Raw genomic sequence first — 12,180 nt, 5'->3', positions numbered from 1 at the left:
GTCAGTCCAATTTGACGCCCGCGCTCTTGATGATGGCCCCCCAGCGCTTGGATTCCGCGCGCGACATGGCCAGGAACTGCTCGGGCGTGCCGGGCAGCGCCTCCATGCCGAAGTCCTGCATGCGCTTGACCACGGCGGGGTTGGCCAGGGCCTTGTTGAGCTCGGCGTTCAGGCGCTGCACCACGGCCGGGGGCATCTTGGCCGGGCCCAGGATGCCCTGGAAGGCATAGACCTCGGTATCGGGCACGCCGACCTCGGCCAGCGTGGGCAGCTCGGGCAGGCTGGGCACGCGCTTGCCCGTGCCGATGGCCAGGGCGCGCACCTTGCCCGACTGGATCACGGGCAGGCCCGAGGCCAGGTCCAGGAACATGCAGGGCACCTGGCCGCCCATCACGTCGGCCAGCGCAGGCGCCGCGCCGCGATAGGGGATGTGCGTCAGGAAGGTGCCCGTGCGGTTCTTGAACATCTCCATGGCCAGGTGGTGGGGCGAGCCGTTGCCTGGAGAGGCGTAGTTGACCTGGCCCGGATGCGCCTTCACGTAGGCCAGGAATTCCTTGAAGGTCTTGGCCTCGAAGTTCGGGTTCACCACCAGCGCCATCGGGAAGCGGCTGATGCCGCCGATGTAGGTGAAGTCCTTTTCGGGGTTGAAGGACAGCTTGCTGAACAGGTGCTCGTTGTAGGCCAGCACGGCGTTGTCGGCCGACATGATGGTGTAGCCGTCGGGCTTGGCCGTGGCCACGATCTGGGCGCCGATGTTGGTGGAGGCGCCGGGGCGGTTGTCCACCACGATGGTCTGGTTCAACGTCTGGCGCATGGCCTCGGCCACGGTGCGCGCCAGCACGTCGGTGCCGCCGCCGGGCGGATAGGGCACGACCCAGCGGATGTTGCTGGCGGGCCAGTCCTGCGCCTGTGCAAAAGGCGTGGCCATGCCGACGGATGAGGCCGCCACGGCGGCCAGGAATTGTCTACGGTCCATTGTTGTCTCCTGTGGGATGGGTGTGGATGGGTCCTGGCCGCGCCCTGTTGCTCTTGTTCATGGAGGCGGCGGCCGTGTGTTTCAGGGCGGGCTGGCTGCGGGGAACTCCACGCGCTGCACCTTGAAGCCCTGGGCCGCCAGCAGCGCCGGCAGGCCGCGCGTGCCCACCATGTGCAGGGCGCCCACGGCGGCGAACACGCTGCGGCCGGAACGGATCTGCCGCGCCACCTCGCGCGCCAGGCCGGGGTTGCGGCCATAGACCATGCGGTCGTAGTCGGCACGCTCGGCGGCATTGGCCATGCAGTCGCACCAGTCGGGCAGGCTTTCCAGCAGGTGGATGCGGCCATCGGCCCAGACGCCTGCGATCAGCCCCAGCTTCTGGGACGCGGTGCCGCTTTCCAGCTGGAGCAGGCCGGACGCCACCGTCTCGGCCACGCGCGCGGGGTCGTCCGAGACCAGCTCGCGCAGTTGCAGCTCGGGCGTCTCCAGGGACAGCACGGGCTTGTCCAGCGCGCGTGCCATCCCGGCCAGAGAGAAGTCGATGCCGTAGGCCGCGTCCAGTCCCTCGCTGCGGCCGGCCAGCGACAACAGGGTGATCACCTGGGCGTCGGGGCGCAGCACGGCCAGCTCGGGGCCGGCGCAGGCCAGGCGCCTTTGCTCCTCAAGCCGGCGCTGGAGATCGCCGCGCAGCGGCGGCGCATCGGGCCGCGCCTGCATGCCAGCGAACAGGACCTTCATGACCTCGGGATCGAGGATGTTCAGCTCCAGCGCCAGGCTGTCGGAGGCGCGCAGCGCGTCCGCCACCGTGGGGCCGGGCACGCTCCAGTCGAGCTTGGCCGCGTGCATGGTCCCGTAGAGCCAGCTGGTGCGGCCCCGGTGCTCGATGCGCCACAGCAGTCCACGGTCCTGCGCCTTGCGCTGCATGGCGCGGATCTCGTCCGGGCCGGGCATGCGCGCCTCGGGCGGGCAGGTGACGGGGTCCGCGGCCGGGGGCGCCGCGAATGCCCCCGCCAGCGGCGACAGCGCCAGCGCGGCCAGGCCGGCGCGCAGCGACCTGCCCGCCAGGCGCCACCAGGGTGCGCAGACGCGGCTCATTCGGCAGGCTCGACGATGTTCTGGTCGATGGCGCCGAAGATGCTCTGGCCGTCCTTGCCCTTCATCTCGATGCGGATGGTGTCGCCAAAGCGCATGAACTCGGTCTTGGGCGCGCCGTCCTGGATGGTCTCTATGCAGCGCTTCTCTGCGATGCAGCTGTAGCCCTTGGGCCACTCCATGCGGCGGTTCTTGCCCTTGCCGCTTTCCACGCCCTTGTTGCTCACGGTGCCGCTGCCCACGATGGAGCCGGCGCGCACATTGCGCGTCTTGCAGATATGGGCGATGAGCTGGCCGAAGTGAAAGCTCATGTCCTCGCCCGCATCGCACATGCCGACCTTGCGGCCGTTCCAGGTGGACTGCAGCGTCAGGTGCAGGCGGCCGCCCTTCCAGGCGTCGCCCAGCTCGTCCAGCGTCACGGCCACGGGGCTGAAGGAGGTGGCGGGCTTGGACTGGAAGAAGCCGAAGCCCTTGGACAGCTCATTGGGGATCAGGTTGCGCAGGCTCACGTCGTTGGCCAGCATGACCAGGCGCACGCCGCCCAGCGCACGCTCGGGCGTGGCGCCCATGGGCACGTCGGCGGTGATGACGGCGATCTCGGCCTCGAAGTCGATGCCCATGGACTCGCTGGGCACCACCACGTCGTCGCAGGGGCCCAGGAAATCGTCGCTGCCGCCCTGGTACATCAGCGGGTCGGTGTAGAAATTGGCGGGCACCTCGGCGCCGCGCGCCTGGCGCACCAGCTCCACATGGTTGATGTAGGCCGAGCCGTCGGCCCACTGGTAGGCGCGCGGCAGCGGCGCCATGCACTGGCGCGGATCGAAGGCAAAGGCATGGAACGCCTTGCCGCTGTTGAGCAGGTGGTAAAGGTCCTGCAGCTGGGGCGCCATGTAGCTCCAGTCGTCGAGCACCTGCTGCATGCGGCTCGCTATGCCGGTCGCATAATGGGCCTGGCTCAGGTCGCGTGACACCACGACCAGTTGCCCGTCCCGCGATCCGTCCTTGTATGTGGCAAGTTTCATGCTGCTCCCCCGTGCCGCCGCCGCGCGCCACGGCATCCGGGCAGCGGCCTGGATACCCATGGCGACGCAGCCACGAATTACGATAAGTTAAATTGATTTAACTAAACAAAACCAAATTCTATTGCAATGGACAAGGAACGCGCAGGGATTCAATCGGTCGAGGTCGGTTTTACATTGCTGGAGGCGCTGACGCGCGCCCGGGGCCCGCAGATGCTCAAGGACCTGGCGTCCGACGCCGGCATGAGCGCCGCCAAGGCCCACCGCTACCTCGTGAGCTTCCAGCGCATCGGCCTGGTTACCCAGGACGCGCGCACCTCCCGCTACGACCTGGGCCCGGCCTCGCTCAAGCTGGGCCTGGCCTCGCTGGCGCGGCTGGATCCCGTGCGGCTGGCGCGCGAACGCATGCCCGCGCTCATGGAGCGCATCCACCACACGGCGGCCATCGCCGTCTGGGGCAACCACGGGCCGACCATCGTGCACTGGGAGGAAAGCGCGCAGTCGGTCACCGCCAATCTGCGCCTGGGCGACGTCATGCCCATGCTGGCCTCGGCCACCGGGCGCTGCTTCGCGGCCTGGCTGCCGCGCGAGGTCACGGCCCCGCTGCTGGAGCCCGAGGTGGACAAGGCCCGCCGCATCCAGCGCAAGGACCTGCCGCTCACCCCCGAGGCCATAGACGCCATGCTGGCCGAGGTGCGCGAGCGCGGCACCGCCCGCGTGGTCGATACCGTGCTGCCCGGCATCGTGGCGTTTTGCACGCCGGTCTTCGACTCCTCGGGCCATATCGTGCTGGGCCTGACCACGCTGGGCTCGATTGCCACTTTCGACCCCGAATACGGCGGCGCCATCGATGCGCCCCTGCGCGAGGCCTGCGTGCAGCTGTCCCAGGACCTGGGCTGGAATGCCTGAAATGCACCTGCGCCAGCGCGCCCTGCCCGCCCTCACCGCCGTGGTGCTGGGCGTGCACGCCCTGGCCCTGCTGGGCCTGCCGCTGTGGAGCCAGGTGTCAGCGCCGCACACCGAGGTGGCGGCCATGCAGACACGGGCGCTGTCCCTGCCCGAGCCACCCGCTCCCCCGCCTGCCGCCGCGCCCGAGACACCTGCGCCCGTACCCAAGCCGCAACCCCGCCCTCGCCCCAAGGTCCAGCGCCCGACACCCGCCGCGCCCACCGCACCCGTGGCCGAGCCGCTGGACACGCCCATCCGCGAAACCGTGGAGCCCTTGCCGATGGCCGCAGCGCAGGAGCCTGCTGCATCGGACGCCTCGGAAACCGCCCGTGCTGCTGCCGATACGGGTGCCGGCAGCGAGCCAACTCCGGCCACACCGCCGGCGCCGCCCGCTCCCAAGCCCGAACCCGAAACACCGCCCACGCCCTCGGCCGGACCGGCCCAGGGCATGGCCATCACCTCGCCCGACGGCACGCCGCTGGCCTCCGACGCCCCCGTTCCCGTGCAACTGCCCGATCCCGCGCGGCTGTCGTTCGCCGTCACCGGCCAGGCAAAGCGCTTCAACTATTCGGCCAATGCCGAGCTGGTCTGGCGCCATGCCAACGGCCAGTACCAGGCCAGCCAGGAAGTCAGCCTGTTCCTGCTGGGCTCGCGCTCGCAGACCAGCGAGGGCCGCATCACCGACAGGGGCCTGGAGCCCAGCCGCTTCAATGACAAGGCGCGCAAGGAGCAATCGGCGCAGCTGGCGTTCGACCAGAACCTGGCGCGCTTCAGCACGGGCGCGCCCGACGCGCCCATCGCGCCCGGCGCCCAGGACCGGCTCAGCGTGTTCCTGCAGCTGTCGGCCCTGCTGGCGGCGGCGCCGCAGCGCTACCCGGCGGGCACGCAGATCAGCTTCATCACCGTCAGCGCGCGGCGCGCCGACCGCTGGACCTTCCGCGTGGGCGAGACCGAGACGCTGGACCTGCCCTCGGGCAGCACGCAGGCGCTGCGGCTGGACAAGATCGCGGCGGCCGGCGATGACCAGCAGGCCTCGCTGTGGCTGGCGCCGTCCATGCAATACCTGCCCGTGCGCATCCGGCTGGCGCAGGACAACGGCGACTTCGCCGATCTGCAGCTCAAGAGCCGCCAGGCGCCTTGACACACGGGACACCGGTGGGACACCGGTGATTTCCCGGTAGTCCTGCACTTGCAGCCACCGCCACCGCCCGCCTACCACAGCGCGGCCTGCGGCACACGCCGCAGCGCATGCCAATCCGTGGAATACTGCATGCAAGTGCCTGCGATAGATCGGGACCCCCACGGTCCTTGAAATCCGGCGCTTCGCAGCCATGTAGGCTGTGCGACGCCCGGCAACGGGCCAGAAAGGGAACACCATGCAAATGCTTTACGACTCCGAATCTTTTGTGGTGCTCCATCTGCGTCCCGACATGGATCCGGATGCAGCGGCCGGCGAAGCTGCGGTCGATGCCGCCCGTCAGCTGCCACGCCACGGCTTCGAAATCGTGGACAAGCGCTCGGGCAAGGAGGTCTATCTGGACGGCTCCTGGGCCGAGATGTTCCAGAAGCAGATCATCGCCTGGCAGCAGGACGCCCCCACCGAGGAAGAGGTCGAGGACGCCCTGGAGCGCTACGCCGGCCTGGCCCAGCAGCCTGTCGTGGTCCACTGACAGCACACAGCGCACGGTCCCGTGAAGGGACTTCGCGCCAGGCCCGCCGCAGGTTCTCTGCGGCGGGTCTTTTCTTTGGGCGCGGCCATTGCGCGCACCCTGGTGCTTTCACCGATCCGCAGGCTGCGCCTGCTGCCTAGAATCGCCGCACAGGTTCAAGATTTGAAGACCATCTGTGAGATGGTCTTGTCGCGCCTGTACGGTTTGCCGGCCTCTTGCAGAAACACAGGAGGCCAGCATGCAGACCAGCATCCACAGGGTTCGCGGCGTTCAGGATGTCATCGCCTACATCGACGCACGCCAGGGCATTTCAGGCCGCGCCGGCACCATCTGGTGGCTGGCCCTCGGCGGACTTTTCCTCGACGCATTCTCCAACTCCGCACTCAGCGTGGGCCTGGGCCCCATGACGCGCGACCAGCAGCTGACGCCGGCCGAAGTGGCCTGGATGACGTCGCTGGCCTCCTGGGTGTCCATCGCCTTCAATCCCATCGGCGGCTGGATGGCCGACCGCTGGGGCCGCATGCGCCCGCTGGTCATCGCCAAGGTGCTGGCCGTGGCCGGCGCGCTGCTGGTCAGCATGGCGCCCGACTACGCCACCATCCTCTTCGGACGCTTCTTCGTGGGTGCGGCCTATGGCATCGACTTCGCCATCGCCATGGCGGTGCTGGCCGAATTCACGCCCGCCCGCCTCAAGAGCCGGCTCAATGTCTGGCAGGGCATGTGGTACATGGCCGTGTGCAGCAACCTGGTGCTGGCGCTGTGGTTCCATTCCTGGGATGTGGGCGATTCGCTGTGGCGCTATTCGGTGGCTGCCACGGCGGTGTTCGGCCTGTTCATCCTGGGCATGCAGGCCGCGCTGCTGGTGGAAAGCCCGACCTGGCTGGCACGCAAGGAGCGGCTGGATGACGCCGCCCGCGCCATGACGCGCATCTACGGCGCACACGGCCAGCGCTTCGAGGCCGCGCCGCCCGCCGAACGCCTTCCCGTGCTCAACCCGGCCCGGCGCGGGCTGGCCAATGTGCTGCTGATCTTTCGCGGCATCTACCTGCCGCGCACGCTGCTGGCGGCCACGGTGCAGATAGGCCAGTCCATCCAGTACTTTGCCGTGGGCTGGTACCTGCCGCTGATCAGCGCCTCGCTGTTCGGCAAGGACTTCCGCGAGGCCACGCTGGGCGCGCTGGTGTTCAACGTGTTCGGCATCGTCGGCGGCTTCCTGTCGCCCGTCATCGGGCGCAGGCTGGGCCTGCGGCGGGCCTCGGCCTTCGGCTTTGCGCTGGTGTTCCTGATGCTGCTGGTGCTGGGCCTGTTCAACGGCCGCATGCCGATCTGGCTGGCCGTGGCCGTGCCCTCGCTGTTCATCCTCTTTCATTCGGGCGGGCCCGGCGCCAACGGCAAGAGCCTGTCCACGCTGTCGTTCCGCAGCGAGCTGCGCGCGGGCGCCAACGGCGTGATCGGCGCGCTGGGCGCCATGGGCGCGGCGCTGGGGCTGCTGGTGTTCCCGCTGTTCCGCCAGCAGTACGGGCTGGAGAACACCTTCCTCATCCTGTCCGTGGTGCCGCTGCTGGCCAGCATCGTCTGCTTTTCCATCCGCTGGGACCCCACGCGCACCACGGTGAACCCCGACGACGAGCCCGGCGCGCCCCAGTTCGCGGACGACGCCGCCCCGCCCGCCAAGATCGCTCAAACCACCGCCTGAAAGAGACCATCCCATGCACCATGAAGCCGTGATCCTTTGCATCGACGAAGGCACCTCGGGCACGCGCGCCGCCGTCGTGGGGCGCGACGGGCAGGTGTCCGCCCAGGACTATCTGCCGCTGGAAATCCACTGCCCGCGCCCCGGCGTGGTCGAGCAGGACGCCGACCTGCTGCTGGAGCGCACGCTGGACGTGTGCCGCCGCGCCATCGCCCGCGCCCAGGGCTGCGGCCAGCAGATCGTGGCCCTGGCCATTGCCAACCAGCGCTGCTCGGCCGTGCTCTGGGACACGGCCACGGGCCGTTCGCTGGCGCCCATCATGGTCTGGCAGGACTCGCGCCACCGCGACGAACTGGCCCTGCTGGCCGGCGACTGGGATGAGCGGCTGATCCGCCACGCGGGCCGGCCCGTGGGCGTGCGTTCGCCCTACCTGTGGGCCGCGCGCAAGCTGCGTGAGGATACGGCCGTGGCTCGTGCCTGGCAGCAGCGCCGCCTGGCCTTCGGCACCATCGACTCCTGGCTGCTGTGGCATCTGTCGGATGCGCGCGCCGTGGTCACCACGCCCACCAATGTGACCTCGGGCAACGCCTATGCGCTGGGCGATCACCGCTACCTGCAGGACTGGCTGGACGCGCTGGAGTTTCCCGCCGAACTGCTGCCCCGCCTGTGCGAGGACGTGCAGGACTTCGGCCGCACGCGCACCGAGCTGCTGGGCCTGGCCGTGCCCATCCTGGCCTGCGCGGGCGACCAGCATGCGGCCGCCGTGGGCCTGGGCTGCCTGGAGCGGGGCCAGGCGCTGTGCGTGCATGGCACGGGCAGCTTCGTCGATGTGCTCACGGGAACAAAGCTGCCCGCGCATGACGCGGCCCATGAAAGCTCGCTGACCATGACGGCGCGGCGCATGGACGGTGTCTCGCGCTATGCCATCGAGACCTATGTGCCCACCACGGGATCGGCGCTCAACTGGATCTGCGAGAAGCTGCAGTGGTTCGACAACCCGCAGCAGATCAGCACCCTGGCCCGCGAGGCCGAGACGCCGACCGACCTGGTCTTCATCCCCGCGCTCACCGGCCTGCGCCTGCCGGCCATGGAGCCGGGCGCGCGGGCCTCGATCTCGGGCGTGTCCATGGCCACCTCGCGGCCGCAGCTGGCGCGCTCCATCCTCGAAGGCATTGCGCATTCCGTGGCCTCCTGCGTGCAGGCCGACGAGGCGGCCGCAGGCACCGAGGTGGGCGAGCTGCTGGTGGGCGGCGGCCTGTCGGGCAGCGATGCGCTGCTGCAGATCCAGGCCGACCTGGGCGGCCTGCCCGTGCGACGCCTGGCCGATACCGACAAGGCCAGCCTGCGCGGCATCGCCTTCATGGCCGGCAGCGCGGGCCTGCTGTGGGACGGGCTGGAGCAGGCCTGCGCCACGCTGCGCACCGAAGCGGTCTTCACCCCGCGCATGGCGGCCGACGAGCGCGGCGAGCGCCGCCGCATCTGGCGCGCCCGCGTGGGCGACGAACTGGCCCGCGCCCGGGCCCCCGGGCGCAGCGCCGCCCTGGAGGGCTGCGCATGATGCAATGGCCCTTTGGCAAGGAGCGCAGGGACAGCGCCGCACTGACCCAGACCGCGCCGCTGCAGCTGCAGCGCGCGGACCAGCTCGCGCGGCTGGGTGACGAGGCCTTCGACCTGCTGGTCATCGGCGGCGGCATCACCGGCGCCTATGCGGCGCTGGACGCCAGCCTTCGCGGCCTGCGCGTGGCGCTGGTGGAGAAGGACGACTTCGCCTCGGGCACCTCGTCCAAGTCCTCCAAGATGGTGCACGGCGGCCTGCGCTACATCGAGCAGGGCAACCTGGGACTGGTGCGGCACTCGCTGCTGGAGCGCCAGCGCCTGCGCCGCAATGCGCGGCACCTGGTGCAGCGCCTGCCCTTCCTGTTTCCCGTGATGGAGCGCGACGGCGTCTTCGACGCCCGCCTGGCCAAGGCCTTCGGCAGCCTGCTGTGGACCTACGACCTGGCCGGCGGCTGGCGCGAAGGCATCCTGCACCGCAAGCTCGGCAAGGCCGAGGTGCTGTCGCACTGCCCGACCTTCCGCGAAGAGCAGCTCCTGGGCGGCTACATGTACTTCGATGCGCGCGTGGACGATGCGCGGCTCACGCTGGCCGTGGCGCGCACGGCGGCCTTCCATGGCGCGGCCGTGCTCAACCATGCCCGGGCCACCGCCATCACGCGCAACGCCCACGGCGGCGTGGACGGCGCCATCGTCCAGGCCGATGGCCGCGAGATCACGGTGCGCGCGCGCAGCGTTGTCATGGCCACGGGCGTCTGGCTGCGCGACTGGGATGGCCGCAGGCCCGACCAGCAGGCGCAGCTGCACGTGCGCCCCGCCAAGGGCGTGCACGTGGCCATTCCCTGGCTGCGCATACGCAACGACTGCACCGTCACCATCCCCGTGCCGGGCCGCAGCCGGCGCGCCACCATCACGCGCTGGGGCGATGTGTCCTACCTGGGCACCACCGACGAGGACTATGCGGGCAGCCTGGACGACGTGCACTGCACGCGCGCCGAGCTGGACTTCCTGCTCGAAGGCGCCCGATCGGCGCTCAAGGTGGACCTGTCGCCCGAGGACGTGGTCGGCTCCATCGCCGGCTGCCGCCCCCTGGTCGGCCCGCCCGGCGGCAAGACCGTGGAGATGAAGCGCAACCACGAGATCCATGTGGCAGCCGACGGCCTGGTCACCATCGTCGGCGGCAAGCTCACCACCTCGCGCCACATGGCCGAGCAGACCGTGGACGCCGTGGAAAAGCTGCTGGGCCGGCGCACGCGCTGCACCACCGCCTCCGCCTTCCTGCTGGGCGCGGCCGGCTACGACGCCCAGGCCATCACGGCCACGGGCGGACTGTCGGCCCACCTGGGCGAGCGCTACGGCACGGAGGCACGCTTCGTCAGCGACATCCTCGACGCGCATCCCGCGCTGGCCCGGCCCATCGTCGAGGGACTGCCCCACACCGAGGCCGAAGTCCTCTACGCCGCGCGCCACGAAATGGCGCGCACGGTGGAAGACGTGCTCTCGCGCCGCATGCGCGCACGACTCATGGCGCGCGATGCGTCGGCCCGCGCCGCAGCGCGCGTGGGCGACATCCTGGCCCAGGAACTGGGGCTGGCACCTGCGCAGATAGCGCAGCAGATCCACGACTACCGCCGCGCCATGGAGCGCGAGAAACAGATTTTGATGGGAGACATCCAATGCTGAGCAAAGACGCAATCGCCCGCGGCTACAACCGCCGCAACTACGTGGTGGGCGCCCCCACGACCCCGGGCTGGGCGGCGCAGGCCGCACCCGCAGCCGACCGCCCTGCCTCCGAAGGTCCTGCCTGCGGCCTGCAGCACGAACCCGTGGCCGTGTCCGAGGCCGTGCTCGCCGCGCTGCGCGCCGCCTGCGACCGCGTGCAGACCGAGCGCGCCGACATCGTTGCCGGCACGCGCGACTGGTGGGCCCGCACCATGGTGGCCGAGACCTCGGGCCACCCGGCCACGCCGCAGGCCGTCATCGCCCATGCATCCACCGTGGAGCAGGTGCAGGCCGTGATGCGCATTGCCGACGCGCACGCCATTCCCGTCACCGTCTCGGCCGGGCGCAGCAACGTCACGGGCGCGGCCCTGCCCCTGCGCGGCGGCATCGTGCTGGACCTGTGCGAACTCAATCGCTTCATCGCCATGGACGAGCAAAGCCAGATCGTCGAGGTCGAGGCCGGCATGTTCGGCGACGTGTTCGAGGAAACCATCCAGCGCCGCCACGGCATGACCATGGGCCACTGGCCCTCGTCCTTCGGCATCAGCACCGTGGGCGGCTGGGTGGCCTGCCGGGGCGCGGGCCAGCTGTCCACGCGCTACGGAAAGATCGAGGACATGGTCCACGGCATGGACGTGGTGCTGGCCGATGGCCGCCTCGTCACCGTGGGCGGCTACGCGCGCGCGGCCAACGGGCCGGACCTGCAGCAGCTGTTCATCGGCTCGGAAGGCACGCTGGGCGTGATCGTGCGCATCCGCTTCAAGCTGCACCGCCTGCCCGACCACGGCCGCGCCATCGCCTATGGCTTTGCCAGCTTTGCCCAGGGCCTGGAAGCCTGCCGCCAGATCCTGCAGCAAGGCGCCAACCCCGCCGCGCTGCGGCTGTACGACGCGCTGGAAAGCGGCGTGCAATTCGGCCGCAGCGACCTCAACGTGCTGCTGATCGCCGACGAAGGCGCGCCCGAGATCGTCGATGCCGTCATGGCCATCTGCGAACGTGTGTGCGCACCCTTGGGAGAACGGCTGGACGGTGCCGCCACCCTGGAGCGCTGGCTGGACACGCGCTACCTGACCGGCAAGAGCGCCGAGGGCTTCAAGAAAGGCCCGGGCTTCGTCGCCGACACGCTGGAGATGTGCGGTCCCTGGAAAGACCTGCCGGCCATCTACGAGGAAGTGGTCGCCGCCCTGCAGGCCATCCCCGGCACCCTGGCCGGCTCGGCCCACCAGTCGCATGCCTATGTGGATGGCGCCTGCCTGTACTTTTCGCTGCGCGGCGAGGTGGCCGTGGACCAGCGTGCCCAGTGGTACCGCGCGGCCTGGGACGCGGCCAACGCCGTGCTGCTGCGCCACGGCGCCACGCTCAGCCACCACCACGGCGTGGGCCTGCTGCGCGCGCCCTACATGCGGCAATCGCTGGGCCCGGCCTTTGCGCTGCTGGAGGCCACCAAGCGCATGCTGGACCCCAAGAACCTGCTCAACCCCGGCAAGCTGGGGCTGGACCTCTGAC

At 70.1% G+C, this 12,180-nt stretch carries 10 protein-coding genes; 7 read left to right on the top strand and 3 right to left on the bottom strand.

The features are described 5' to 3' along the window. Window position 1 precedes the first annotated feature (1 nt). The 3 genes from ACN20X_RS05580 to ACN20X_RS05570 all read right to left on the bottom strand — a co-directional run bounded on the left by ACN20X_RS05580 (window position 2) and on the right by ACN20X_RS05570 (window position 3,090). Window positions 2–976, bottom strand: a complete 975-nt coding sequence (locus tag ACN20X_RS05580) for a Bug family tripartite tricarboxylate transporter substrate binding protein (protein ID WP_016451939.1) — start codon at window positions 974–976, stop codon at window positions 2–4. Window positions 977–1,057: 81 nt separating this feature from the next. Then, complete coding sequence (locus ACN20X_RS05575) at window positions 1,058–2,071, bottom strand: TraB/GumN family protein (RefSeq protein ID WP_016451940.1); 1,014 nt, start codon at window positions 2,069–2,071, stop codon at window positions 1,058–1,060. After that, a complete protein-coding gene (locus ACN20X_RS05570; RefSeq protein ID WP_473210354.1) occupies window positions 2,068–3,090 on the bottom strand; it encodes a fumarylacetoacetate hydrolase family protein in 1,023 nt (340 codons plus the stop codon). The genes ACN20X_RS05575 and ACN20X_RS05570 overlap by 4 nt, the downstream gene beginning before the upstream one ends. 126 nt (window positions 3,091–3,216) lie before the next feature. Here ACN20X_RS05570 and ACN20X_RS05565 point away from each other — a divergent pair, with 126 nt between their 5' ends. From ACN20X_RS05565 to ACN20X_RS05535, 7 genes are all read left to right on the top strand, one after another. After that, window positions 3,217–3,996 (top strand): IclR family transcriptional regulator, encoded by a 780-nt coding sequence (locus ACN20X_RS05565; RefSeq protein WP_012203056.1) that lies wholly within the window; start codon window positions 3,217–3,219, stop codon window positions 3,994–3,996. Then, complete coding sequence (locus ACN20X_RS05560; protein ID WP_074920700.1) at window positions 3,989–5,176, top strand: DUF3108 domain-containing protein; 1,188 nt, start codon at window positions 3,989–3,991, stop codon at window positions 5,174–5,176. The genes ACN20X_RS05565 and ACN20X_RS05560 overlap by 8 nt, the downstream gene beginning before the upstream one ends. Before the next feature lie 235 nt (window positions 5,177–5,411). After that, window positions 5,412–5,705 (top strand): BTH_I0359 family protein, encoded by a 294-nt coding sequence (locus ACN20X_RS05555; protein WP_034363542.1) that lies wholly within the window; start codon window positions 5,412–5,414, stop codon window positions 5,703–5,705. 238 nt (window positions 5,706–5,943) lie between these two features. After that, complete coding sequence (locus ACN20X_RS05550; protein WP_016451943.1) at window positions 5,944–7,401, top strand: MFS transporter; 1,458 nt, start codon at window positions 5,944–5,946, stop codon at window positions 7,399–7,401. Window positions 7,402–7,414: 13 nt separating this feature from the next. Next, window positions 7,415–8,956 carry an FGGY family carbohydrate kinase gene (locus ACN20X_RS05545; RefSeq protein WP_473210353.1) on the top strand — a complete coding sequence of 514 codons (1,542 nt, stop codon included), beginning with the start codon at window positions 7,415–7,417 and terminating at the stop codon, window positions 8,954–8,956. Continuing rightward, on the top strand, window positions 8,953–10,635 hold the full coding sequence (locus ACN20X_RS05540) for a glycerol-3-phosphate dehydrogenase/oxidase (protein WP_061287204.1): 1,683 nt from the start codon (window positions 8,953–8,955) through the stop codon (window positions 10,633–10,635). The genes ACN20X_RS05545 and ACN20X_RS05540 overlap by 4 nt, the downstream gene beginning before the upstream one ends. Then, on the top strand, window positions 10,629–12,179 hold the full coding sequence (locus tag ACN20X_RS05535) for an FAD-binding oxidoreductase (protein ID WP_473210352.1): 1,551 nt from the start codon (window positions 10,629–10,631) through the stop codon (window positions 12,177–12,179). The genes ACN20X_RS05540 and ACN20X_RS05535 overlap by 7 nt, the downstream gene beginning before the upstream one ends. Window position 12,180 lies beyond the last annotated feature (1 nt).

It is taken from the genome of Delftia sp. PX-1 (assembly GCF_055797465.1).
This window is presented reverse-complemented; position numbering and strand designations above follow the sequence as displayed.